Origin of the sequence: Corallococcus terminator (assembly GCF_003611635.1) — a bacterium.
In the GTDB taxonomy this organism is placed as follows: Bacteria; Myxococcota; Myxococcia; order Myxococcales; family Myxococcaceae; genus Corallococcus; species Corallococcus terminator.
The window spans coordinates 1-24,498 of the sequence record NZ_RAVZ01000028.1; the positions used below are offsets into that span (position 1 = coordinate 1).

Consider the following 24,498-nt stretch of genomic DNA (forward strand, 5'->3'; position numbering starts at 1 on the left):
GGGCAGGGCGGGTACGGATTCGACCTTCGCTACGATAAGTAAGTTACCAATAGTAGGTTCGCCATGTTTTCTTGGAGGTGGCCACCCGGGGGGATTACGAAACGTCACCCGCATGAGTGAGACCCCCGCCAGGAAGTTGCCGAAGGCGCAGCGACGCGAGCAGTTGCTCGACATCGCGCAGACCATCGTTCGAGAGCAGGGGACCGACGCGTTGACGCTCGGCTACGTGGCCGAGCGGGCTGGCGTCAGCAAGCCCATTGCCTACGAGCACTTCAAGACGCGGTCGGGGTTGTTGATTGCCCTCTACGAGCAGATTGACGCCCGCCAGGTCCAGGCGCTCCTGGAGGCGCTCAAGCGCACGCGCAAGCGGCTGGAGGACGTCGCCCGGGTCATGAGCGCCGCCTACATGCACTGCTGCACGTCGGCCGGCCCGGAGTGGCATGCCATCACGGCGGCGCTGAAGGGCGACGAGGAGATGGAGTCCTTCCATCGCGCGCTGCTCGACAGCTACGTGGCCATCTATCGCGAAGCGCTCGCACCCTACTCGGACCTGAAGAAGGACGCGCTGCACCTGCGCTGCGTCGGCATCATCGGCGCGGCGGAGGCGATCTCACGCGACATGCTCCGTGGCCTCGTCGATGAGGCCACGGCGGCGGAGACCCTGGCCTCGCTCATCGTCAGTTGGCTGTCCAGGAAGGCCTAGCGCGCCGTCCAGGAAGCTGGCCTGGCCCAGGACGGGCTACTCCTTGATGACCGGCGTCTTGTCCTTGTAGGTCGCGAGCTTCGCCGCGTCCTCGGTGGACAGCTTGGGCTCCAGGTTGACGGGGCCCTTGAGCAGGCGGTTGACGCCGGTGTTCTTCACCTCGGCCTTGTCCGAGTAGAAGGTGCGCTGCGGCAGGCCCTGCTCGTGGCGGTAGGTGTTCTCCGACGGGCGCGTCAGCGGCGCCTTGCCCTGGATGAACGCGCTGTCCTTGAAGCCATCCAGGCCTGCGGCGCTCATCTCGCTGAGCGCCAGGTCCGACTTGTTGCCGCGCTTCACCGCGCTCTTGGTGTCGATGGTGCCGTCCACGTACTCGCGCGCGTGGTGCAACTCATGGAGGAGGGTGGAGTCGGAGGGCTTGTTGTCGGGCGTGCCCCACGCGCCGTACTTCTCCTTGTGCGAGGCGTGCTTCGGATCGGGGATGCCGTTCTGCGGGCTGTACTCCACCTTGGCGCCCTCCTGGATGCCGAACGGCTTGCTGGCGGCCGCCTTGTCGGTGGTGCCGCTCTCGTCCTTCTTCCAGATCTGCACGTGCTTCTCGGTGGTGCCGTTGAGGCCCGAGTGGCGGTTGATGCCTTCCAGCTCCATGCGGCCCGTCTGGGTGCTGGAGATTTTCTGCAGGTCCGTCAGCGCCGCCCGGGTGAAGCCCGGCTGCTTGTCCGTTTCGCCAATCTTGATCTGTCCCACGGTGGTGATGCGCACCTTGCGGTCGTCCTCCAGCGCCACCTCCTCCGTGCGCACCTTGAGGCCCGGGCTGAGCAGGTCGCGCTTGATGGCGTCCGTGAGCTTCTTCTCATCCGCGGGCTGGCTCACCAGCTTCGGGGCGCCCAGCGGCTTCTTCATGTACCAGTCGTCTGGCTTCGCGGCGGACTTCGGCGTGGACGTGGCCGGCGTGCGCGGCGTGCTGGCGGTGGACGTCTTGAGCGACGGCAGCTTGAGCTTGGACGGCATAGGGGGGGACCTCCTGGGGGGCTGGGTCAAAGCATACAACATCACGCCAGCATTGTAGGGCCGCGGGAATGTTCCAGGGCGCGGGCGTAACACCGGGGAAGGTCCCTTCCCTGAGAGGAAACGCCCCCATGAAGCGACTGACGCTGCTCGCCGCCCTGACCCTTGTGTTGTCCTTCCCCGGCTGCGGCCCCGGCCTGGAGGAGGAGGGCCTCCCGGGCGACGAGGCGCAGTGGTCCGAGGTCCAGCAGGCGTCGAGCTACGCGGGCTCGACGTCGGAGGAGCAGCCGCCCATCCACTGCAGCGGTACGTCGGTGGCGTATGGCCTGGGGTGTGGCGGCTTCAACTGCGACAACGTGGGGCTCGTCTGCAACAACATCCCGCGCAACTCCGGGTACGCCAACGTGACGTGGACGCAGCCGTTCTCCGAGGAGACGGTGAACCCAACCCTCTGTCCCTCGGGCTCCTGGGTCACGGGCCTGTCGTGTTCCGGGGGCTACTGCGACAGCGTGTCGCTGGAATGCACATACATCACCGGGCGCACCGTAGGGGACTGTGCCTGGTCGGGATGGATCTCCGACGAGACCAGCTTCTGGTGGGCCCCCGAGGGCTACTTCATCCGCGGCGCGAAGTGCCGGGGCTGGTGGTGCGACGACATGAGCGTCTACTACTGCAAGATGCTGTGAGAGGCGCCGGCGCCCCGGGGCCCCGCTCGCAGGCGGGAGCCCCGAGGCCCGGGTGACTACTCCTTCAGCTTGATCAGCAGCACGTCGGATCTCCGGGCGCGCGGCGTGTACCAGGTGCCGTCCACTTCGAACGCCTGTGCCAGGGTGCCCGCCACCACGAGGCCGTCCGGCGAGGATGCGAGGTGCAGGCCATACGTGGACAGGGGCCCCAGCACGCGGACCCACCGGGACTCCAGGTTGGGACCGAAGGCCGCCAGCGTCGGCCGGGGCAGCATGTCCTGCTGCGAGCCGACCTCGCCCAGCCCGACGAGGTTCCCGTCGCCGTCCTGGGTCGTCACGATGTTCCCGGCCCCGTCCACCACCATGTCCGTGAACCCGGAGTGCGCGAACTGACGGAGGGCCACGTCTCCGCCCGCCTCGGTGAGCACGCCCACGAGCGCATCCCTGGGCCCGTCATATTCCTCCGGCTCACGGCTGACGTAGCCCTGCCCGGCGAACGACAGGTAGCCGTTGAAGTTCCCGGTGAAGGCGATGCGCTGGTCGGGCAGCACGGCCACGGAGGACACGTCGCTTCGCGGAGCGCTCAACACCCGCGCCCAGCCGAAGTCGCCGCCCACGCCATAGCGGGCGACGAAGCCTCCGCGCCCGGCGACCGCGCCGCCACCGAAGTCGGTGTCGTACCCCGCCACGCCGCCCACGATGACGCGCTCACTGGCATCCACGGCGACGCTCCTCGCCTGGGTGCCCGTCAGGGACGGCGTTGCCAGCACGCGCGACCAGAGGTGCGCGCCGTCCCACTGGAGCTTCAGCACATAGGAGTTCGGGTAATCGTCGTCGTACGGGAACGGCTTGCCCGAGTACACCGGCCCGGTGCCGAAGTCCGTGTAGCCCCAGAACGTGCCGACGAGCACCGCGCTGCCGTGGGCATCCGTGGCCAGGTCGAGCACGTTCATCGGGTTGTCGTAGTGGTCGTCCGTGGTGTCGAACCAGGCCCGGAAGCCGCGCGTCCAGTCCACCGTGCCCGTGGGCGTGAGCTTCATCACCACGATGCCGGAGCCCTGGGGCAGCGCACCCTTGCCCAGGTCCGGCGCCCCCGTGTAGCTGCCAGCGACCAGCACGTTGCCCACCGCGGTCACCACCACCTTCTCCAGGAGCACCCCTGCCTGCGGGAAGGAGCGCGTCCACGCGACGCTCCCATCCGCCCGGTGCAGGGAGACGCTGTGGCCCGAAGCGGGGGCCAGGGGCGCCGTGCCGGACAACCGGGTGACGACCGCGAACCCGCCATCCGGCGCGGGCGCCACGTGACGGGGAGACTCGGGCTCCGCGCCTCCCTCCTGGCGCACCCAGGCCGTGGTCCCCGAGGGCTTCGTGCCCCGGTACGAGCAGAACGGAGCGCTCTCATACGTGACGACCAGCCGGGGCGCGCCACCGAGGATGCCGTGCTCCTCCGCGTCCGTGGACGCGAAGCCCACGCTGTTGGTGCTGTCCGGCAGCAGCGCGAAGGCATACGTCCCGGACGCCGTCACGACGTTCGTCACATCCAGCTCCACCCACGCATCCCGCGACACCGCTCCCAGGTCCACGAGCGGCTCGCCCTGCGCCGTCGGGCGGTGGTTCCAATCCGTCGTCGCCCCCTCGAACGCCGTCGCCCGGTACAGCCGGGGGCCGTTGCCCGTGCCGTCAATGGCATACAGGCGCAGCGCCACCCGCTGGATGCGCTCAGGTCGCAGTTGCACATCGAAGCGCAGGAAGGCCTCCTCCCGGGGATCCGCGTCCACCCGCAGCGAGGCGCGGTGCTGGAACTTCGTGTCCGGCGCATCCGCCGCCGCGTAGGTGTCGTGCAGCGCGGGGAGCGGGTCCGCGACGTACTCCGTGCGCGTCAGGCATGCATCCGTTGGAGCGGGCTTCGACGCGCCCGTCCAGACCCGCAGTTGGGGACGCAGTGACGCATTCGCGCTCTCCCGCGAGTGGAACGTGACGCCGTCGCTCGACGTGGAATACAGCCCGAACGAGATGTCCCCATTGCCCCGCACCAGGTCCGTCACGTCGTAGTCCACCCAGCTCCCCGTCGCGACGCCCTGCGCGGCATCCACCGCGCTGCCCGTGCGGGCCGGCCGCGAATTCCACGTGACGATCGACTCGCTCCAGGGCTGCCCCGTCAGCGCGTACACGGCCGGGCCCTCATCCGAACCGGAGCTCACGTACAGGCGCAGCACCGCGCGCTGCACGGCCTCCGTCAGCCCCTGCACCGGGAAGCGCAGGTAGGCCTCCTGCATGGGCGCGCTGTCCACCTTGAACGTCGTGGCGCTGCCCTGGGCCACGGTCGGGCTGTCCGCCGAAACGAACGTGTCGGCGCTCGCGGCGAAGGAGACCGGCGCGCCGGAGAGCGTGAGCGGCGCGGGGGGCGGCGGTGGGTTGTCTTCGCCCGACTCGACGGTGAGGACCAACTGCGGTCGCAAGCCCACCTCGGCGTATTCACCCGACGCGAACGTGAGGCTGTCCGTGCCCTTCGCGGAGAGCAGGTAGCTGACGTTGTAGTAGCGGCTGGGGAAGTACGTGCCCGACACGTCGAGCTCCACCCACGTTCCGCTGCTCACGGACCCCGACGTGGAGGTGAGCCAGGAATCGCTCCAACTCGGCCGGGTGTCCCACGTCACGTCCTCGTTCCAGGTGTGCACACCCGTTGGGCTGTGCACGGCGACGCCCTCTGAGGCGTTGTTCAGCGCGAACAGGCGCAGCCGCGCGGACGTCACCGTCCCGGCGACGGGGAGCTGGGCCCCCGAGAACCGGAGGTACGTCAGCGCCGTGGGCGTTTGCGCGACCTTCAAGGTGGAGGAAGAGCCGAAGCGTGTCGTCGGGAACGCGGCTTCCACGTGCGCGTCCGCCGTGGGCTCCAGGACGACCGTCCGCGTGGTCAACGCGGCGCCCTCCGTGCCGACCGTCTCCGCCCCCGGCTCGTGTGAATTCTCTTCCACTGCCAGTGGCGCTCCGCACCCACTCAAGGTCGCGAGCACCACACCCATTCCCCACAACGCCACTGCACCTGTCATCCGTCTCACGCTGACTCTCCTTCAGGGACTGCGAAGAGAGGCATCAGCAACAGTCGAGCCAGACCGGGAGGCTGGGTTGGCTTCTGGCCGGTGAGATGTTTGTCATTCGACGAAGGGCAACGCAGTGCGTTCAAGGGTGCGCCGCGGACAGCTCCTCGTCTTCCTCCTCATCGAGCGCCCGCTTCGACTCGCCCCGCAGCTTCTGCATGAGCACGTAGAGGCTGGGGATGAAGACGAGGTTGACGACGGTGGACACCAGCATGCCTCCGAAGACCGCCGTGCCCAGGCTGTTGCGAGAAGCGGCACCGGCGCCCGTGGCCAGCATGAGAGGCACCACGCCCAGCAGGAAGGCGATGGACGTCATCAGGATGGGGCGCAGGCGCACCTCGGAGGCTTCGATGGCGGCCTCCACTGCGCTGCGTCCCTGCTCGCGCAGTTGCTCCGCGAACTCCACGATGAGGATGGCATTCTTGCTCGCCAGACCCACGAGCATCACAAGCCCCACCTGGCAGAAGACATCGTTGGGCAGCCCGCGCAGCATCTGCAATCCCAGGGCGCCCAGCACCGCCAGCGGCACCGAGAGGATGACCACCAGGGGCAGGGTGAAGCTCTCGTACTGGGCGGCGAGCACCAGGAAGACGAAGAGCAGGCCCAGTCCGAAGATGACGATCGTCTGGCCTCCGCTCTCCTTCTGTTCAAGGGAGAGGCCGGACCATTCCGTGCTCGTGCCCTGGGGCAGCACCTGAGCGGCCAGCGCCTCCAGGGTGGACATGGCCTGCCCGGAGGAGACGCCGGGGGCTGCCTGTCCATTGAGCTCCGCGGAGCGGAAGAGGTTGTAGTGGCGGATGATCTGCGCGGACGTGGTCGGCGTCACCTTCACCAGGGACTCGAGCGGAATCATCTCCCCGTTGTCACTGCGGACATAGAAGGCGCCAATGTCCTGCGGCGTGTCGCGGAACTGCTGCGCGGCTTGCAGGTACACGCGGTAGGTGCGGCTCGCGTAGTTGAAGTCATTGACGTACTGGCTGCCCATGTAGAGCTGAAGGGTGCCGAAGATCTGATCGATGGGAATGTCGAGCGCCTTGGCCTTCTGGCGATCCACCTCCACGTTCAGCAGCGGTGTGTCGGCCGTGAAGGAGGTGAAGACGCCGCGCAGGCGGTCGTCCTCACCGCCGCGCCCTACCAGCTCCTGGGCGGCGGTGGCCAGCTCGGACAGCCCGCGTCCGCCCGAGGTGTCCTCGACGATGAACTGGAAGCCGCCGACCGCCCCCACGCCTCGGATGGCGGGCGGCAGCAGGGGCACCACCTTCGCCTCACCAATCGCCGCGAGCGGGCCGCGCAGCCGCTCCACCATCGCGGCCACCGAATGCGCCTCGCCCTGGCGCTGCTCCCAGGATTGGAGGTTGACGTAGACCTGGGCCAGGTTGGGGCCGTTGTTGCCCAGGGAGGTGCCGCCGACCACGAACATGACGCGCGCTTCAGGCTGCGCGCTCACGATGGTCTCCACCTCCTTGACCACCTTCTCCGTACGGGTGAGTGACATGCCCTCGGGCCCCTGCACGGAGATGATGAAGTAGCCCTGGTCCTCGTCCGGGATGAAGCCGGTGGGCACCACCCTGAAGAGGGCCACGGTGGCGCCGAGGAAGCCGACGAAGACGAGCATCACCGCGAAGGGGTGCTTGAGCAGGCGGCGCAGCATCCCGCCGTAGAGGCGCTTCGTCCCGTCGAGCACCTGATCCACCTTGCGGAAGAAGATCCACTTCTCCCCGTGGTGGCGCTTGAGCAGCAGGGCCGACAGCGCGGGCGTGAGCGTGAGCGCGCACACCGTGGACAGCCCCACCGAGGCAGCAATGGTGAGGGCGAACTGGCGGTAGATGATGCCCGTGGTGCCGGGGAACAGGGCCACCGGGACGAACACCGCCACCAGCACGATGGAGATGGCCACCACCGCGCCGGCCACCTCCTTCATGCCCTCGCGCGCGGCCTTCCGGGCACTGAAGCCCTTCTCCACCATCAGCCGCTCGATGTTCTCGATGACGACGATGGCGTCGTCCACCACCAGGCCCGTGGCCAGGGTGAGGCCGAACAGCGTGAGGGTGTTGATGGAGAAGCCGAACAGCTTGACGAAGGCGAAGGTGCCCACCAGCGACACGGGGAGGGTGAGCGCGGTGATCAGCACGCTTCGCCAGCCGTGCAGGAAGAGGAAGATGACGAGGATGACCAGGGCAATGGCCTCCACCAGCGTCTTGAGCACCTCATGGATGGAGGCACGCACCGCGAGCGTCGTGTCGGTGGAGACGCGGTATTCCAGCCCCGAGGGGAACTGTTGCCCCAGCCGTTCCATCTCCCGGGCCACCGCGTCGCGAACCTCCAGCGCATTGGCGGTGGGCAACTGGTTGACGCCCAGGCCTAGGGCAGGGCGGCCGTTGAAGCGCAAGAACTGGCTGTAGTTCTCCGCGCCCATCTGGGCATGGCCGACGTCCTTCACCCGGACCAACTGGCCGTCGGAGCCGCGCATCACGACGATCTCGTCGAACTCCTCGGGCTCGATGAGCCGGCCGCTCGCACGCACCGCCAGTTGGTAGTCCTGATTCGAGCGGCTGGGAGGCTGGCCCACCTGACCGGCGGCCACCTGGAGGTTCTGCTCCTGGAGCGCGCGCGCCACGTCCTGGGGCGTGAGCTTGCGGCGGGCCAGCTCCGTGGGGTCCAACCACAGGCGCATGCTGAACCTGCGCTCACCGAACAGGCGCACGTCGCTGACGCCGCGCACGCGCTTGAGGGCATCCTTCAGGTTGATGTCGGCGTAGTTGCTGATGAACTCGGCGTCGAAGCGCTCATCGGGGCTGTAGAGGCCGAAGGAGATGAGCAGTTGGTTGGCGCCCTTGTTGACGACGATGCCCGTCTGGTTCACCTGCGAGGGCAGGCGGGCGGCGGCGCGGCCCACGCGGTTCTGCACGTCGACCGTGGCCACCTCGATGTCACGGGTGGGCTCGAAGGTGATGGTGATGGCGCTGGTGCCGTCGTTGCTCGAAGTGGAGGAGATGTAGCGCATGCCCTCCACGCCGTTGATCTCCTGTTCCAGCGGGATGGTGACGGCGCTCTCCACCACCTCGGCGCTGGCGCCCACGTAGGTGGCCGTCACCGTCACCTGCGGCGGGGCCAGGTCCGGGTACTGCGCGATGGGCAGGTTGGGGATGGCGATGGCCCCCACCAGGGTGAGCAGGATGGAGAGGACCGCCGCGAACACGGGCCGCCGGATGAAGAAATTCACCATGGTGGGGAGGCCGTGGGGCTACTTCAGGGTCGCGATGTCGATCACGAACCGGTAGCGAACATCGGAGGCGAGCACGCGCTCGTAGGCCTCGTTGATCTTGGTGGCCGGGATGACCTCGATGTCGGAGCCGAGCCCGTGCTTGGCGCAGAAGTCGAGCATCTCCTGCGTCTGCTGGATGCCGCCGATGAGCGAGCCCGCGAACGAGCGGCGGGTCATGATGAGGGAGAACACCTGGAGCGAGAGCGGCTCCGCGGGGGCGCCCACGTTGACCAAGGTCCCGTCCAGGGCGAGCAGTGACAGGTAGGCGTCCAGGTCGATCTTCGCGCTCACCGTGTTGACGATGAGGTCGAACGTTCCGGCGAGCTTCTGGAACGTCTCCGGATCCTTCGTGGCGTGGTAGTGGTCCGCACCCAGGCGCAGGCCGTCCTCCTTCTTGCTCAGCGACTGCGACAGGACGGTGACCTCGGCCCCCATCGCGTGCGCGATCTTCACGGCCATGTGCCCGAGCCCGCCAAGCCCCACGACGGCGACCTTCCTGCCGGGACCGGCGCCCCAGTGGCGCAGCGGCGCGTACGTCGTGATGCCGGCGCACAGCAGCGGCGCGGCGGCGTCGAGCGAGATGCCCTCGGGGATCTTCAGGACGAAGTCCTCGGCCACGACGATGTGGGTGGAGTAGCCGCCCTGGGTGGGCTTGCCGTCCCTGCCGACGCCGCCGTAGGTCCCGATGAAGCCCTTGAGGCAGTGCTGCTCCTCGCCCTTGCGGCAGTTCACGCACTCGCGGCAGGAGTCGACCAGGCAACCGACGCCGACTCGGTCGCCGACGGCGTGGCGGGTGACCTCGGCGCCGACCCTGGAGACGATGCCGGCAATCTCATGGCCGGGGACGATGGGGTAGGTCGCTCCACCCCACTCGTTGCGAGCGTTGTGGATGTCGGAGTGGCAGATGCCGGCGAACTTGATCTCGATGAGGACGTCGCGAGGGCCGAGGTCACGACGCTCGATGGTGGTCGGACCGAGCGGGGCGGTCGCGGACGTGGCCGCGTAGGCATTGACGGTGAGCATGTTCTTCAAATCTCCGTGGGGGGACTGGGGCTGTTGCTGTTGAGCCCCGTTCACGAAGAGAAGTACGCGCCAGCACCGGGGATGACTACGCACGGAGGAGGCAATAGGCTCTTAAGTGAGACTTAACAGTGCGGCGGACGTGCTCCGGTAGCGTGGCCGCATGCAAGCGGTGGAGCAACCGCTCCCAGCAGCCCTCGAAGGTGGTTCTCGCGCATGAATACGGCTCCCTTCTCCCAGCTCCAGGTGTTCCTCGCCGTGGCCCGCCTGCGCAGCTTCAGCGGCGCGGCGCGCGAGCTTGGCGTCTCCACGGCGGCGGTGAGCCAGACGGTGCGGCAGTTGGAGGGGCAGTTGCGCGTGGTGCTGCTCACGCGCACGACGCGCAGCGTGTCGCTGACGGACGCGGGACGGCGGCTCGTGGAGGGGGCGGGCCCGGCGCTGGGGCAGGCGCTCACCGCCCTGGCCGAGGTCTCCGCGCAACCGGGAGAGGCGGTGGGCCGTGTCCGGCTGTCGGTGCCCACGGCGGCGGTGCCGTACATCATCACCCCGGTGGTCCCCGCCTTCCGCTTGCGGCACCCGCGGGTGGAGGTGGAGGTCGTCGTCGAGGAGCGCTTCGTGGACATCGTGGCGGAGGGCTACGACGCGGGCGTGCGGCTGAGCGAGGCCATCGAGCGGGACATGGTGCAGGTGCGTCTCACCGATGCGTTCCGCTTCGTGGTGGTGGGCTCGCCGGACTACCTCGCGCGCCACGGCACGCCCCAGCGCCCCGAGGACCTGTTGAACCACGAGTGCATCACCTTCCGCATGCGGTCCACTGGAGCGCTCTACGCCTGGGAGCTGGAGCGGGGCCGCAGGAACTGGCGCGTGCCGGTGCGTGGCGGGGTGGTCACCAATGCCAGCCATCTGACGGTACCCCTGGCGGAGCAGGGAGTGGGGCTGGCGTATGTCTTCGAGCCCCTGGTGACCGAGCATCTGAGGACCGGACGGCTGCAACGGGTGCTCGAAGCGTACGCGCCCACGGTCCCCGGCTTCTTCCTCTACTACCCCAGCCGTGCGCAGCGCTCGACGCCGCTGCGCCTCTTCGTGGAAGTGGCCCGGGAGCTGTCCGTGAAGACGCTGTAGGGCTCAGGGCTGTTTCTTCGCCAGCAGCGCCCTGGCGCGCGTCACGGCCGACATGGCGTTGGGCCAGCCGGTGTAGAACGCCAGGTGGGTGATGAGTTCGACGAGTTCCTCCTGCGTCACGCCGTTTTCGAGGGCGCGCGGGAAGTGGAAGTCCATCTGTTCGGTCTTGCCGGTCGCGACGAGTGCCGCGCAGGTGATCAGGCTGCGGTCGCGCTTGGACAGTTGCGGCCGTTCCCAGACGTCTCCGAAGAGCACCTCGTCGGTGAGTTCGACCAGCTTCGGCGCGAAGTCGCCAAGGGCCTTCTGCGCGGCGGATTCAGGCTTGGGGTTGCTCATGGGTTCTCTCCTTGGGGCAGGCTGCCGTACTGCGCGTCGCTGACCTTCTCCAGCCATTCGACGCTCTTGCCTTCGAGCTGCTCCTGGATGGCGAGATGGGTCATCCCGGTAGTGGGGGAGGCGCCATGCCAGTGCTTCTGCCCGGGCGGGATCCAGACCCTGTCTCCGGGTCGGATCACCTCGACCGGGTCGCCCCAGCGCTGGACCCGGCCCGAGCCGGCGGTGACGATCAGCGTCTGCCCGAGCGGATGGGTGTGCCATGCGGAGCGGGCACCGGGCTCGAACGTGACGTAGGCGCCCGCCGTGCGTGAGGGAGCGTTTGGCTGGAACAACGGGTCGACGCGGACAGAGCCCGTGAAGTTCTCGGCGGGCCCCTTGTAGGAGGCCTGCGAGCCGTTTCGAGCGATGTTCAGCTTCTGCGCATTGCCGCTCGAAGCAGCCGGGGGAGCAACCACCCCCTTGGGGCCACCGGGAGCAACGCTCTGCGCGAGCGCGGGACCGAGCAGCGCGAGCGATAAGACCGTCGTGGCGAGCGTTTTCATTTCCACTCCTGGGTTCAACATCTTCCTGCCAGACCAAAACCTACTCACGGAGGAAGATACGCTCAGGTCCCACGCTGGATTAGGCGCACGGGACCCCATAGGCTCTTAAGCCGTGCTTAACAGCGAGCAAGGAGTTGGACGTGGCGGCGGGACGCAGAGGCTGGGTGGGCGCAGTGATGACCGGGAGATGAAGATCACCCGCTTGCTGGAGGAGCCCGAGCGGGTCGTACTCCAGAGTTCGGCCGCACCGGTGCAGATCGAAGTCCGCCGCGTCAACGGCGAGTGGAAGCTCGATGCGTCGCCCATCATCGAATTCCGCAAGAAGGCCGCAAGCGCGCGCTGAGAGTGGAGCCGTCGTGACCCTGCGTGTATCGGTCTGTAACGTTACATGTTACAGCCGCGGCGCGGTCAGAAGAGCTTGCGGCGCTTGGCCGGACGTTCCGAAGGCTCAGGCGTCACGTCTCGTGTTTCCGGCCCGTGTTTCTGGGCCACGATGGCGATGGCATCCTCGCCGTACCCATCCTTTGTGCCATACCTCCCCTGGAAGGAGTCCTTGGTGTCGCCGACCTTGTACATGTCGAGGATGGGGTGGGCAGTGTTTGTCGTTTTGGCGTCCGCTCTCCCCGCCGTCTGCTCCACGGTGAGGGTTTGTTTGCCGTCCCTGGCGACCACGGGCGCGAAGTGGTACGGGGACTGAACAACATCCGGCTCGGCTCGTTGTCTGATGATTCCATAGGCTTCCCCGGGCTTGGGATTCGCGCCGACGCCCACTGCTTTCTTGTTCTTCTCCATGGCATCTTGAGAAGCTTTGATGTTCTTGGCTTCGCTATCACCCAGCACTTGCCCCGTCACCTTTTCCTTGCTGGCAAGGGTGTATTGCTTTTTGTTGGGCAGCGGAAGTTCCTTTGAGTGCAGGAACTGCTCCGCGTTGTGCATGCAGTCTTGGGGAGCCTGGGGGTATTGGCGTCGCTCGAAGGAGTCGCTTCCTCGTTGGTAGCGGGTCGGACTGGTAAGTACTCCTTCGAAAGTCTTCGGCTTCGGAGCCGTCGTGTTGACAAACAGCGATGCCGTTTCCTTGTTGCCTGTTGTCGCTTTCTTGTTGCTGTCGTGAATCCCGTACTGCTTGCCATCGGTCAGTTTGACGGAGTCTGGTAGGGTTTTGATTGGATTGGCGAGTCTCTGGGATTTGCGTATGGGCATGATTCCGCCTTGTGGAGGAATAGGAAGAAGGGAGCATTGAGGGAATGCGGATGGGCCTTCAATCGTGTTGCAGGGAGGGGCACCGTTCAGTGCAGGTGATTGTGCGGTGGGTGACGTGGTGTTTGACTTCTCCGCAGCCACATCCCGCGGGAGTCAACGCTGTGTGAAGCCAGGGTGACTCGGGGTGTGTTGGGCTGTAGCGAAACATGTTACGGCTCGCGTGAATCTGTGGCGCACCCTGCTACTCAGCGCCGGTTTCCCTGCGGGTATGTCGGTGTGTCTCAGAGGAAATGCCGCGTTGCGGTAGCCCTGGCTCGAAGGGTGCATGGGTCCGCGCCGGGTCGTCATCGGACCCGGCAGACAGTTCTTCTCCATCCCCCCAACGAGAGGTCCCATCCATGAATATCCAACTGACGTGCCGCCTGGTGGCGGCTGCGCTCTTGAGCCTGACCGCCGCGGGTTGCCAGGGCGACGAGACGCAGTCACCGGCCGGTGACGCGCTCTCGACGCAGGAAGCGAAGGCCGAACAGCAGTGCGTCGAAGGCTTCTCCGGCATCAAGAACTGCGCGACGGGCCGTGCGAAGGTCGCGAAGAGCGGCAAGGGCATCGCGGTCTCCGGGCTCGCGGACGTGAAGACGGACGGCTTCACCAGCGTGTTCCCCCGGGCCACGAGCTGGGAGCTGACGCCTGACATCATCGGGCTTGGCGCGTCGGCGCAGGGCCTCGAGTTGACGGCGCGCGATGGTGACCAGGTGGTCAGCTCGCTGCGCATCGGCCTGACGGGCAACGGGGATGAGGTGGTCCTCCAGCCCACGTTCACGGGCACGCCGGGCGGCTCGGCGTACCGCGTGAACCTGTATCAGAACAACCGCTTCCTGGGCTTCCAGCACTACGAGTGGGACTACGGCGTCAACTCCTCGTGGTACGACATCCACATCCGCTTCCACCCCATCAACATCGGCTTCCGGAATCACGCCTCCACGGGCTTCTTCGATTCCATCACCACGGGCGCCTGCGTCTGGAGCTTCCGCGGCCGGCCGGGTGATTTCACGCTGGATGTGGATGGAAAGCAGCTCAAGGGCGACTACCTGGAGATCGTCGAAGAGGTGAAGGAGGGTCACTACCCCTACACCGGCTTCTCTGGCATCGACGTGAAGGCCGCCGCCAAGGACTTCACCATCCTGGGTGAGTCCTTCGTCGCCGGAAAGTAGTCGGCGTCCGCAGGTCTCCTGAGCAGGTTCCACGCCGGGCGGGAGGGTCTCCCCGTCCGGCGTGTCGTTTTCCGGGAGGGCCTGTCACGCCGCGGGCGGGCGCCGCAGCGCCTCCGACAGGAGGTCGAGCGCATGTGTCTGCGCGGGGGACAGCCGCACCGCGGGCCTCACGCGTTGCACGCTCGCGAGGGCCGTCCGCCCATCCGGCGCATCCCCCCGTGCGACGAGGAGCGCGGCGGCGATCATGCCCGTGCGACCATGGCCCTGGGCGCAGTGCACGTAGATGGGGCCGGGCAGGGTGGCCAACTCCCGCAGGACCGGGACCACCTGCTCCAGGGGCAGCGTCGATGCATCCAGGATGGGCAGCGACACATAGCGGCAGGTCCCCCGGATTCCCGCAGGCTCGATGAACTCGGAGGTCAGGTCGAGCACGGCCGCGGTGCCCCCGGGAAGCTCGCCCGGCAACAGCCGGCGTCCCACCCGGACGCCCGGCGCCACTTCATCGTGGGGCCGTTCGCGCGAGAGGATCCGCGCGAGGTGCCAGGTGCTCCAGGTGAGCCCCAGGTAGGGCAGGAGCGCGAGGACCGCCCCCGGCCGCATCCTCCCGTCTGGCTGTTTGCCGAAGACGCCCGGACCGAGGCCCGCGTAGGCGAGCGCCACCCCGGCGAAGCTCACCGCTGGCCACAGCAGCAGCCACCCGAGGCCCTGGAGGGTGCTTGCCAGGAAGACCAGGAGGGCCGCGGCGGTGGTGAAGACGAAGGCGTATTTCATTCGCGGCGCAGCCTAATCCCAGCCGTCCTGCTCCGGGTCGGAATCCCCGGGATGGGCTTTCGAGTCGTCCCAGGGACCCCGGGCCCTGCCTACATCGGGGTGACGCACCCCGGCTGGGCGATGGCGCACCACTGGCTGGCTTCACTGACACAGAGGCTGTCCCAGGCGGTGTTGCAGCAATACGGATCCTGCGAGCACACGGTGTTGACACAGCCGCTGCACGTCCGGGGCAGTGCGGCGCCCGTGGTGCAGACGTTGTGGGAACAGGAGGGAGCGCTCGCCACGCAGACGTTGTTGCTGCCGCAGGTCTGTCCCGTGCCACAGGCGCCACAGCTCAGGGTGCCGCCGCAGCCATTGGAGATGGTGCCGCAATTCTTGCCCTGCGCGGCGCACGTCGTCGGGGTGCAGGAGCAGACGTTGTTGCCGCCGCAGGTCTGTCCGGTGCTACAGGTGCCACAGTTCAGCGTGGCGCCACAGCCATCGGAGATGGTGCCGCAATTCTTGCCCTGGGCCGTGCAGGTCGTGGGCGCGCAGGTGGCGGTTGGATCGTAGACCTCCACGCTGGAGAGCGCCTGCATGTTGCCCTGGGCGTTGTAGGTGGTCCCGGCGATGAACAGGACGCGCCCGTCCGCCAGCGCGATGGTGGGGTGATCGGTGCGGCCCTGGGTGATGGCCCCCAACGTGATCCATCCGGCGGTGGCGGGCGTGTACAGCTCCACGCCGTAGGTGTTGAAGGAGCCCCCCGCCATCAGGATGCTCCCGTCAGGCCGGACCACCGACGGCGCCGACGAGTGCGTGACGGCCGTGCTGCCCGTGTTCGTCCAGGTGTTGGTCGCCGGGTCGTACAGCTCCGCCGCCCGCGCATAGCCCGTCACGAGCGCCTTCCCATTGGCGAGCAGGTGCAGCGTGTGGCCGTTGCGGCCCGTGTTCATCGAGGCCACGGTGGTCCACGCGCCCGTGGCGGGGTCCCAGATCTCCGCGTGGTTGCTGGACGACGTGGTGTAGTTGCCACCGCCCGCGACGAGCACCCGCCCGTCCGCGAGTCGCACCGCGGCGTGCCCCATCATCCCGGCGTTGAGCGAGCCCGTGGCCGCCCAGGTGTTCGTGGACGGCGTGTAGAGGTGGGCATTGGTGACGATGCCGACCCCGCCCACCACCAGCACCCGCCCGTCCGCGAGCAGCGTGGCGCTGTGCCCGTAGCTGTTGCGCGGCAGGGGCGCGGCGGCGGTCCAGGTGTTGGTGCCCGGCAGGTAGCGCTCGGCGGACGCGATCACGCTTCCTCCGATGCCGGCCACGACGAGCACGCTGCCGTCCTGGAGCTGCGTGGCGGTGTGGGAGCGGCGCGCGGTGGCCATGGACGGGCCGCTGCTCGACGTCAGGGTGGCCGGATCATACAGCTCCGTGGTGGCCATCTCGCCGGAAGGCGTTCCGCCACCCGCCACCAGCACCTTGCCGTTGCCGAGCAACGTGGCCGTGTGCTGATAGCGCGCCGACAGCAGGGAGCCCCCGCTGACGACGACCGCGGATGACTGGGAGGCTTCGACGCCGTCCTCCGGCATCTCCAGCTCCGTGGGTGTGATTGCGGGACCACAAGCGAAACAACACATCAAGGGAACGACAACCCACGACTTCCAATACGACAGGGACATGAGGTGCTCCTGGGGGGTGAAGCCAGGAGCATCGCACGCGGAGTCTCAGTGTAACGCGTGAAACATGAAATCCGTGGGTGTCACTTCGGAACCCAGACGGCGACCCAGTCGATCTGCACGTTGCCGGCCGCGCTGGAGGAGGGTGCGGTGCCACTCAGGTCCGTCTCCGTCTGGAGGACCCAGTGCATCGGCGTGGTGGGCACGCGGCTGGTCTTGTCCAGGATGACCGTCCCATCCAGGATGAAACGGCACCGGCCCGGGGTCCATTCGATGATGGCCGTGTGCCATGACGTGAAACGCGCGCTGGTGGAGACCGCGTCCTGGTCCCCGCCGGAGGTGCCGTTCTGCCGGTGCATGAACCCGGCGATGGTGCCGTCGAGGTCGCCTTCCGGGAAGTCGATCTCCCCGTCGCGCGGCCACACCTCGCTGTCCGGCCAGAGCAGCCACGCCGTCTTGTAGCCGGGCACCGGGTCGGCCTTGAACCGCACCGCGAAGCGACCCGCGGGCAGTCCGCCGCTCGCCGTCGCGCCCGGAATCTTGGGGAGCACCGCGGCGACCCGGTGCACGCCGTTCACGGTGTGCAGGTACTTGTTGAGCACGCCGTTCTGGATGCTGACGACCGTGGAGGGGGAATAGGTGCCGTGCTTGCTCGTGTCCTTCCAACCGTCCAGATAGACGCTCCACTTCGACGACACCGCCGCCGGGAACTGGCCCACCGGCACCGAGGTGGTGAAGTCATCGGTGAACACCTGCCGCCAGTTCGTGAGGTCGCCCACCGGCATCGGTTCGCCTGAAGGGCCCGAGCCGCCCCCGGCCACCAGCGTCACGGCATCCACGAGGATGGCATTGCCCGACGTCGCCTGGCTCTGGAGGACATACACATCCACCGTGTCACCCACGCGCTCCACGGTCCCCGTGATGGTGAGCCGCTGGAAGGCGGTGGTCAGCGTCGCGTCCGCCGTGAAGAGCTTGTACGTGGTGCCGGAGGCGCTCTTCTCCCGGAGGATGAGGCTCACGGGCTTGCCCACCGTGCCGGTGTTGCCCGCGGCGACATACGCCGTCGCCGTATACGTCTGGCCCTGCGGTGCGTTGGCGATGGCGCTCTGCGCGCCGTCCAGCGAATACAGGGTGGCCGCGCCGCCGACGGTGACGCGAGCGACGTACTGGCCATCCGGTGCTCCCGTCCGGGCTTCCCGCGTCAACGTTCCCTGCCACGAAGACCAGCCGCTGGTATTCGTTTCAAAGGACGTGTTGGTGATCGCGGACATGAGCGGCGCTGGCGCCTGTGCCGCTTCGGCCTCTGTTTCAGGAGCCTCCGGAGCCGGGCTGCACGCGGAGGCCAGTGGCAGTGCCATCACCAGGGCCCAGGCGTGACGGAAACGGGACCCACGGCGGATGTTGATTTCACTCATCGTGTTCTCCTTGAAAGGCGTGAAATACCTGCCTACTTATAAATCAAGGAAACCATCTGGCCAGTAGGTTCTACTCCCGCGAGGAGGCCGGACGACCGCCAGGGCCGGTCTCCAGCCAGGCGGCCAGCACGTCCGCGTGACAGGGCCCCGGCTTGCACCAGCAGCCCAGGCGCTTGCCGCGCAGGGCCCGAACGTCGCGCAGGTAGTCCGCGTCGTGACGGGTGCGCAGCTCCAGGTACCAGCGGAAGGACTCGAAGGCGTCCGGCTCCGGGCCCATGCGGCGCAGCGCCTCCTCGCGGATCCGCGCGGCCTCGTCGGCGGGGAGGGCGGACAGCCAGGGTTCGAAGTAGGTGCGAAGCATCGCCTTCTGCGTCTTCACGCCTCCGGGCTTGAACGGATTGCCGAAGCGGCCCGGGACGGGGTTGAGGGGACCGGGCTTCGTCCAGACGCGGAAGGCTCGGCCCACGTACACGTCACAGGCATCGTGGACGTGCACCGCGAGGGTGCGGGATTCAGACATGGCCTTCCCACCGTTACCAGACGGGCACCCCCCGGGCGATCCGGTTGGCAATGCCCCTTGGAAGGGGGCAACGTAAGCCGCCCGCCTCCTCCCACCCCCAGCAGCCATGATCGCCAACCTCCACAACGCCGACATCCCCAAGCCCGTGCTCGAAGTCATCGCCCGCCTGCGCGAGCTGGGCCACGCCACCTATCTGGTGGGCGGCTGTGTGCGGGACATGGTCCGCCAGGTCCACCCCAAGGACTTCGACGTGGCGACGAGCGCGCTTCCGGAGGAGGTCCAGAAGGCGTTCCGCAAGGTCATCCCCACCGGCATCCAGCACGGCACGGTCACGGTCGTCACCGGGGGCAACCACGTGGAGGTGACGACGTTCCGTTCGGAGGGGGACTATCTGGACGGCCGCCGTCCCAGCTCCGTGTCCTTCGAGCGAGACATCGTCAAGGACCTGTCCCGGCGCGACTTCACCATCAACGCGATGGCGTACAACCCGCTGGACAAGGAGCTGGTGGATCCGTTCGGCGGACAGGTGGATCTGCCGGCCCGGTTGATCAAATGCGTGGGCTCCGCGCTGGAGCGCTTCTCCGAGGACGGCCTGCGCCCGCTGCGCGCCGTGCGCTTCTCCGCCGTGCTGGGCTTCACGCTGGAGCCCGACACCCGCGACGCCATCCCCGCGACCCTGGCCGTCTTCCGCAAGGTCGCCCTGGAGCGCGTGCGCGAGGAGCTCTGCAAGCTGCTGCTGTCCCCGCGCGCCGAAGCAGGGCTCCAGCTCCTCGCGGAGACGGGGCTCCTGGAGGTCTTCCTGCCGGAGCTGGCCCGCGCGGATGCCGAAGCCGCCCGGCTCGCCCGCGTCGCCACGCAGGCCGCGCCGCTGGACCTGGATGTCCGCATGGCCACGCTGCTCGCGGACCTCGTCACGGGACCCCAGGCCCGTGAGCTGTGCATGCGGTTGAAGTTCCCGAACAAGTCCGCCGACCTCGTGGGCCTGCTCATCGAACACGCGAAGCTGGAGACGCGCCTGTCGGACACGGATCCGTCCCTGCGCCGGCTGCTCGCGCGGGTGGGCCCGGCGCAGCTCCCCGCGCTGCTCGCGGTGGCGCAGGCCCGCGTCCAGGCCCGGGCGCCGGACCAGCTCCCCGCGCTGGCGTCCCTGGCCGAGCGACTGGGACTGCTCGCGGCCGCGAAGCCGCCCCTGTCCGCGAAGGAGCTGGCGCTCACCGGGGGCGACATCATGTCCACGCTGGGCATCGGGCCGTCCCCGAAGGTGGGCGAGGCGACCCGCCACCTCGTGGAGGCGGTGCTGGACGACCCTTCGCGGAACACGGCCGACCAGCTCCGCGCGCTGCTGACGGCGTGGAACACGACGCGAAGCGACTGAAAGGCCACCTTCCCCCCGGCTGGAGGGCAGGGAAGGGGGCCTGGAGTGCCTTCCGGCCGTGCGTCCAGGCCCGGGGGCGTGTAGGAAGGAGCCCCATGCGAGTCGTCGTTGCCATGAGCGGTGGGGTGGATTCCTCGGCCGCCGCCGCCCTGCTCAAGGAGCAGGGCCATGAGGTGATCGGCATCACCCTGCGCGTGTGGTCCTACGAGGGCAACGCGAAGTGTGGAAGCTGCTGCAGTCCGGATGACATCGACGATGCCCGCGCGGTGGCCCAGCAACTGGGCATCCCGTTCTACGTGGCCAACGCCGAGGAGATCTTCCAGGACCGGGTGGTCAACCCGTTCGTCCAGTCGTACCTGGGCGGCAAGACGCCCATCCCCTGCGTCGCCTGCAACCGCGACGTGAAGTTCAACTTCCTCCTCAAGCGCGCGCGCGCCCTGGGCGCCCGGCTGGCCACGGGCCACTACGCCCAGGTGGAGGAGGTGGACGGCCGCTTCCACCTGCGCCGCGCCGCGGACGCCGCGAAGGACCAAAGCTACTTCCTCTTCACGCTGGGCCAGGAGGAGCTGCGCGACGTGCTCTTCCCCGTGGGCCACCTTACGAAGGCGGAGGTGCGCGCCGTCGCGGAACGCCACGCCCTGCCCACCACCCACAAGCCGGAGAGCATGGAGATCTGCTTCGTGCCCGACGGGGACTACGCCGGGTTCGTGGAGAAGGTCGCCGGGCCGCAGCCTTCGGGCGAGGTCGTGGATCCGGAGGGCCGCGTGCTGGGGACGCACAACGGCATCCACCGCTTCACGGTGGGCCAGCGCAAGGGCCTCAACCTGGGCGGCGGTGAAGTGCGGTACGTGCAGCGCCTGGAGCCGGAGACGAACCGCGTCGTCGTGGGCCCCGCGGAGGGCACCGGCCGCGCGCAGTTCGGCCTGCTCCAGCCGCATTGGGTGGACGCGCCGCCCCCGCCGGAACAGGCGGTGGAGGTGCGGATCCGCCACCGCCACGCGGGGGCTCCGGGCCGCGTGCACATCTCGCCGCACGGGCTCGTGTCGGTGCAACTGGATGCGCCCGCGCGCGCCGTCACGCCGGGGCAGGCCGCGGTGGTCTACGACCGCGACCGGGTGCTCGGCGGCGGGTGGATCGTCTGAGGTTGTCCGACCGCGCCGGGGCCCGACTTCTGGCCTCGCGCGCGTCGCCTTGAAGCGGCGTCAAGACCCCCCTTCCGTGAATTTGACCCGCATGGGGGTGGGGCGTAGCTTGCGCGCACGCTGTCGCTACAGGCCGTAACACGGCCCGTGCGCGCGACTGAGGTTCGCCCTGCCATGCGTGACGCCCACCGGATGAAGGAGAAGTTCGACGTCTCGTTGGACAATCGCCAGATCGTCAGCCTGTTGATCGCCGGCATTGTCGTGATGGGCGCGGTGTTCGTCCTGGGCGTGGTGGTGGGCAAGAAGCTCTCCGGCGACGCGCAGACGGCCGCCGCCCCGGACCTGCTCTCCGCGCTGGACGCCAACGCGCAGGTTCTCCACGACGCGCGCCAGGAGCCGCCGCTCACCTTCCCGGACGAGCTGACCCGCAAGGCGTCCGCGGACCCGCTGCCGCCGCTGCCCGCGCCCAAGCCCGCCGCGAAGCCGGAGGCCCCCAAGGCCACCGCCGCCGCGAAGCCGGAAGTGAAGCCGGAGCCCGCCAAGGTCGCCGCGAAGCCCCTGGCCCCCACGCCGGACCCCGACACCGGCGAGCTGCCCGCGCAGGATGACGTGTCGGACGACGCCCCCGCCGTCGCCGCGAAGCCGGAAGTGAAGCCGGAGCCCGCCAAGGTCGCCGTCGCCGCGAAGCCGGAAGTGAAGCCGGAGCCCGTGAAGGGAAAGGTGGAGGAGACGCCGGTTCCCACCCGCACCGCCGCACGTGACGGGGGGATGAAGGAGGCCATCGCCCGGGCCCAGCAGCTCCCCGCGGAGCCCCCGCGCCCGGCGGAGGCCGTGAAGGGTGGGGCGTTCACGCTCCAGCTCTCCGCGTTCCAGAGCCGCCCGGATGCCGACCGCTTCGCCGCCCGGTTGCGCGACCGAGGCTATGCCCCGTATATCCTGGCTGCGGAAGTGCCCGGCAAGGGCACCTGGTACCGTGTCCGGATGGGCTCCTTCGCCTCGAAGGAGGCGGCGGGCCGGTACCTGACGGACTTCAAGCGCGAAACCCAGCTCGACGCCTACGTGGCCGGCACGAACTAGCGCTGGGCAAGGAAGAAAGAAGCACCATGACGACGACGAAGCGGGTGGAGAAGCCCTGGGGCCATGAGCTGATCTGGGCCCACACGGAGCGCTACGTGGGCAAGCTCCTGCACGTGAAGGCGGGGCACAAGCTGAGCCTCCAGTTCCACGAACGCAAGGACGAGACCATCCACGTCCAGAGCGGCAAGCTCCTCTTCGTCGTCGACGAAGGCCAGGGCCTCATCGAGAAGGAGATGAACCCCGGCGAGAGCTACCACATCACGCCGTTCACCAAGCACCGCATGGTCGCCATCACCGACTGCGACATCCTCGAGGTCAGCACCCCCGAGCTGGATGACGTCGTGCGGCTGGAAGACTCGTACGGCCGCGCCGGCACCAGCAAGGCGTAGCGGTCAGCCGTCCCGCTTCCGCGCCGGCGCCCACCCGAGGAGACCCGGGAGCGCGCCGGCCGCGTCGAGGCGTCACTCCGCGGCGGGCTTCGTCTTGGGGTTGCGGGTCCACTGGTCGACGGTGCCGTCGCCGTCCAGGTCCTCGCCGATGCGGTCCACCTGACCGCCCTCCCAGTACTCCCAGTAGTCCACCCGGCCGTCGTGGTTCGCGTCGCGCTCCTTGCGCACGAGCGTGTCGTTCTCGTAGTACAGCCACGAGTCCGACTTGCCGTCGCCGTCCAGGTCCCGCTCGCCCTGCGTGCGCTTGCCTTCGGCGTACTGGTACGTGGCGTCCACCTTGCCGTCGTAGTCCAGGTCCATCACCTCGCGGACCTTCGCGCCCTGCGGATCCATGTACTGGGTGACGTCCACGCGCCCGTCCCAGTTCAGATCCAGCTCCTTGCGCACCAGGACGTCCTTCAGGCGGAACTCCCACACGTCCGTCTGCCCGTCGCCGTTCGCGTCCAACTGCGTGACGGTCTCCCCTTCGGCGGGCTTGCCCCGGATGGCTTCAGCCTCCGGGCGCTTGCGCGCCGCGTCAGGATTCTCCGCGGGCTTCTGGGACGCGCACCCGGACAGGGTTCCAGCCACAAGGAATCCCAGGAAAATCAAACGGTTGCTAGGAATCACGCTGCCTCCCGGGCGGGCAGGGCGCCTTGTTCGCGCCGCTCGCACTCCGTGCTTTCGCAGGCCACGTCATTCCATATATTTTCACGTATCGCCATGGCCCGAAAGAAAGTCAGCACCACCATCTACATCACTCCGGAGCAGAACGAACTGCTCAAGGCGCTGAACCAGAAGACGAAGGTGCCCGTGGCCGAGTACATCCGGCAGGGCATCGACCTGGTGCTGGAGAAGTACAAGGCGCAACTGCCGGGCCAGTCGACCTTCGACGAACTCTCCTGAAGAACGAGGCGTGACGTGACGAGCATGCGTGGCAAGCGGGCGGTGGTGCTGGGTGGTGCTGGATTCGTCGGCTCGCACCTGTGTGAGCGACTGCTGGACGACGGCGCGGAGTCCGTCATCGCGGTCGACAACCTGATCACCGGCAACGAGCAGAACGTGCGCACGCTCAAGCCGCGCGCGGGCTTCCAGTACGTGAAGCAGGACATCATCGACGGCCTCGAAGTGGACGGTCCGGTGGACTACGTCCTCAACCTGGCCTCGCCGGCCTCGCCCATCGACTACGCGAACCTCCCCCTGGAGACGCTGCGCGTGGGCTCCATCGGCACGGAGAACGCGCTCAAGCTGGCGGAGAAGAAGAAGGCCGTGTTCCTGATGGCCTCCACGTCGGAGGTCTACGGCGATCCGCTGGTGCACCCCCAGAAGGAGGATTACTGGGGCAACGTGAATCCCATCGGGCCGCGCTCGGTGTACGACGAGGCCAAGCGCTACTCGGAGGCCATCAGCGCCGCCTACGAGCGCAGCCGGGGCGTGGAAGTCCGCATCGTGCGCATCTTCAACACCTACGGCCCGCGCATGCGCCTGAACGACGGCCGCGTGGTGCCCGCCTTCGTGGGCCAGGCGCTCAAGAACGAGGACTTCAGCGTCTTCGGCGACGGCAGCCAGACGCGCTCGTTCTGCTACGTGAAGGACCTGGTGGACGGCCTCGTGCGGCTGGTGCTGTCGGATGTCCGGGGCCCGGTGAACATCGGCAACCCGCGCGAGATGACCATCAAGCAGTTCGCGGAGGCCGTGCGCGACGCGGCGGGCGGAGGTAGGCAGATCGTCTACCACCCGCTGCCCAAGGATGATCCGAAGCAGCGTCAGCCGGACATCACCCGCGCGCGCACGCTGCTCGGGTGGGAGCCCAAGGTCCTGTTGGAGGACGGTCTGAAGGAGACCATCGCGTACTTCCGAGAGGTTGCCGGTCGTCCCAGCGGGACTTAGGTTGGCCGCGCGCGAGTGAACGCGAAGGTTTCGACGGCCCTGCTCC

Annotated in this window: 23 protein-coding genes; 11 read left to right on the forward strand and 12 right to left on the reverse strand. The window is 68.1% G+C overall.

Features of this window, described 5'->3' with window-relative positions:
- Positions 1–112: 112 nt before the first annotated feature.
- Positions 113–703, forward strand: coding sequence for a TetR/AcrR family transcriptional regulator (locus tag D7V88_RS06565; RefSeq protein WP_120539743.1), 591 nt, complete (start codon positions 113–115; stop codon positions 701–703).
- A gap of 36 nt (positions 704–739) precedes the next feature.
- Here the strand turns inward: D7V88_RS06565 and D7V88_RS06570 are convergent, their stop codons facing one another.
- A complete protein-coding gene (locus D7V88_RS06570; protein WP_158625020.1) occupies positions 740–1,711 on the reverse strand; it encodes a M91 family zinc metallopeptidase in 972 nt (323 codons plus the stop codon).
- A gap of 128 nt (positions 1,712–1,839) precedes the next feature.
- Between D7V88_RS06570 and D7V88_RS06575 the strand changes: the two genes are divergently transcribed.
- Positions 1,840–2,394, forward strand: coding sequence for a hypothetical protein (locus D7V88_RS06575; protein WP_120539745.1), 555 nt, complete (start codon positions 1,840–1,842; stop codon positions 2,392–2,394).
- Positions 2,395–2,450: 56 nt separating this feature from the next.
- Here the strand turns inward: D7V88_RS06575 and D7V88_RS06580 are convergent, their stop codons facing one another.
- From D7V88_RS06580 to D7V88_RS06590, 3 genes are all read right to left on the reverse strand, one after another.
- Complete coding sequence (locus tag D7V88_RS06580) at positions 2,451–5,369, reverse strand: CBM96 family carbohydrate-binding protein (protein ID WP_244238024.1); 2,919 nt, start codon at positions 5,367–5,369, stop codon at positions 2,451–2,453.
- A gap of 205 nt (positions 5,370–5,574) precedes the next feature.
- The gene (locus D7V88_RS06585) at positions 5,575–8,718 is read right to left on the reverse strand and encodes an efflux RND transporter permease subunit (protein WP_120539747.1); all 3,144 of its coding nucleotides are present in this window, start codon (positions 8,716–8,718) and stop codon (positions 5,575–5,577) included.
- Between the two features lie 18 nt (positions 8,719–8,736).
- Positions 8,737–9,780 carry an NAD(P)-dependent alcohol dehydrogenase gene (locus D7V88_RS06590; protein WP_120539776.1) on the reverse strand — a complete coding sequence of 348 codons (1,044 nt, stop codon included), beginning with the start codon at positions 9,778–9,780 and terminating at the stop codon, positions 8,737–8,739.
- A gap of 213 nt (positions 9,781–9,993) precedes the next feature.
- On the opposite strand from D7V88_RS06590, the gene D7V88_RS06595 reads away from it, so the two are divergent.
- On the forward strand, positions 9,994–10,899 hold the full coding sequence (locus D7V88_RS06595) for a LysR family transcriptional regulator (RefSeq protein WP_120539748.1): 906 nt from the start codon (positions 9,994–9,996) through the stop codon (positions 10,897–10,899).
- A gap of 3 nt (positions 10,900–10,902) precedes the next feature.
- Here D7V88_RS06595 and D7V88_RS06600 read toward each other — a convergent pair whose 3' ends face one another.
- Entirely contained in the window at positions 10,903–11,235 is a 333-nt protein-coding gene (locus D7V88_RS06600; RefSeq protein ID WP_120539749.1) for a carboxymuconolactone decarboxylase family protein, read from the reverse strand.
- Positions 11,232–11,777 (reverse strand): (R)-mandelonitrile lyase, encoded by a 546-nt coding sequence (locus D7V88_RS06605; RefSeq protein WP_120539750.1) that lies wholly within the window; start codon positions 11,775–11,777, stop codon positions 11,232–11,234. Before D7V88_RS06605 ends, D7V88_RS06600 begins: the two co-directional genes overlap by 4 nt.
- A gap of 187 nt (positions 11,778–11,964) precedes the next feature.
- Between D7V88_RS06605 and D7V88_RS42930 the strand changes: the two genes are divergently transcribed.
- Positions 11,965–12,120 (forward strand): hypothetical protein, encoded by a 156-nt coding sequence (locus D7V88_RS42930; protein WP_158625021.1) that lies wholly within the window; start codon positions 11,965–11,967, stop codon positions 12,118–12,120.
- Between the two features lie 65 nt (positions 12,121–12,185).
- Here the strand turns inward: D7V88_RS42930 and D7V88_RS06610 are convergent, their stop codons facing one another.
- Positions 12,186–12,977, reverse strand: coding sequence for a hypothetical protein (locus D7V88_RS06610; protein WP_147448639.1), 792 nt, complete (start codon positions 12,975–12,977; stop codon positions 12,186–12,188).
- A gap of 398 nt (positions 12,978–13,375) precedes the next feature.
- Between D7V88_RS06610 and D7V88_RS06615 the strand changes: the two genes are divergently transcribed.
- Complete coding sequence (locus tag D7V88_RS06615; protein ID WP_120539752.1) at positions 13,376–14,188, forward strand: hypothetical protein; 813 nt, start codon at positions 13,376–13,378, stop codon at positions 14,186–14,188.
- A gap of 84 nt (positions 14,189–14,272) precedes the next feature.
- On the opposite strand, the gene D7V88_RS06620 is transcribed toward D7V88_RS06615, so the two are convergent.
- From D7V88_RS06620 to D7V88_RS06635, 4 genes are all read right to left on the reverse strand, one after another.
- Positions 14,273–14,959 carry a phosphatase domain-containing protein gene (locus tag D7V88_RS06620; RefSeq protein ID WP_120539753.1) on the reverse strand — a complete coding sequence of 229 codons (687 nt, stop codon included), beginning with the start codon at positions 14,957–14,959 and terminating at the stop codon, positions 14,273–14,275.
- Positions 14,960–15,048: 89 nt separating this feature from the next.
- Positions 15,049–16,608, reverse strand: coding sequence for a Kelch repeat-containing protein (locus D7V88_RS45375; protein WP_120539754.1), 1,560 nt, complete (start codon positions 16,606–16,608; stop codon positions 15,049–15,051).
- Positions 16,609–16,688: 80 nt separating this feature from the next.
- Positions 16,689–18,020 carry a carbohydrate binding domain-containing protein gene (locus tag D7V88_RS06630; protein WP_120539755.1) on the reverse strand — a complete coding sequence of 444 codons (1,332 nt, stop codon included), beginning with the start codon at positions 18,018–18,020 and terminating at the stop codon, positions 16,689–16,691.
- A 70-nt stretch (positions 18,021–18,090) separates the two neighbouring features.
- Positions 18,091–18,540, reverse strand: a complete 450-nt coding sequence (locus D7V88_RS06635; protein ID WP_120539756.1) for a DUF4326 domain-containing protein — start codon at positions 18,538–18,540, stop codon at positions 18,091–18,093.
- A gap of 106 nt (positions 18,541–18,646) precedes the next feature.
- On the opposite strand from D7V88_RS06635, the gene D7V88_RS06640 reads away from it, so the two are divergent.
- The 4 genes from D7V88_RS06640 to D7V88_RS06655 all read left to right on the forward strand — a co-directional run bounded on the left by D7V88_RS06640 (position 18,647) and on the right by D7V88_RS06655 (position 22,523).
- Positions 18,647–19,915: a CCA tRNA nucleotidyltransferase gene (locus D7V88_RS06640; RefSeq protein ID WP_120539757.1), complete on the forward strand. Its 1,269-nt coding sequence runs from the start codon at positions 18,647–18,649 to the stop codon at positions 19,913–19,915.
- A gap of 95 nt (positions 19,916–20,010) precedes the next feature.
- Positions 20,011–21,057 carry a tRNA 2-thiouridine(34) synthase MnmA gene (gene mnmA / locus D7V88_RS06645; RefSeq protein ID WP_120530892.1) on the forward strand — a complete coding sequence of 349 codons (1,047 nt, stop codon included), beginning with the start codon at positions 20,011–20,013 and terminating at the stop codon, positions 21,055–21,057.
- A gap of 174 nt (positions 21,058–21,231) precedes the next feature.
- Positions 21,232–22,134: an SPOR domain-containing protein gene (locus D7V88_RS06650; RefSeq protein WP_120539758.1), complete on the forward strand. Its 903-nt coding sequence runs from the start codon at positions 21,232–21,234 to the stop codon at positions 22,132–22,134.
- 26 nt (positions 22,135–22,160) lie between these two features.
- On the forward strand, positions 22,161–22,523 hold the full coding sequence (locus D7V88_RS06655; RefSeq protein ID WP_120539759.1) for a cupin domain-containing protein: 363 nt from the start codon (positions 22,161–22,163) through the stop codon (positions 22,521–22,523).
- A gap of 72 nt (positions 22,524–22,595) precedes the next feature.
- On the opposite strand, the gene D7V88_RS06660 is transcribed toward D7V88_RS06655, so the two are convergent.
- On the reverse strand, positions 22,596–23,153 hold the full coding sequence (locus D7V88_RS06660; RefSeq protein WP_244238025.1) for a hypothetical protein: 558 nt from the start codon (positions 23,151–23,153) through the stop codon (positions 22,596–22,598).
- A gap of 132 nt (positions 23,154–23,285) precedes the next feature.
- Between D7V88_RS06660 and D7V88_RS06665 the strand changes: the two genes are divergently transcribed.
- Together D7V88_RS06665 and D7V88_RS06670 are read left to right on the forward strand one after the other, a co-directional pair.
- Positions 23,286–23,468 carry a ribbon-helix-helix domain-containing protein gene (locus D7V88_RS06665; protein WP_120530896.1) on the forward strand — a complete coding sequence of 61 codons (183 nt, stop codon included), beginning with the start codon at positions 23,286–23,288 and terminating at the stop codon, positions 23,466–23,468.
- A 24-nt stretch (positions 23,469–23,492) separates the two neighbouring features.
- The gene (locus D7V88_RS06670; protein ID WP_120539777.1) at positions 23,493–24,452 is read left to right on the forward strand and encodes a UDP-glucuronic acid decarboxylase family protein; all 960 of its coding nucleotides are present in this window, start codon (positions 23,493–23,495) and stop codon (positions 24,450–24,452) included.
- The last annotated feature ends 46 nt before the right edge of the window (positions 24,453–24,498 follow it).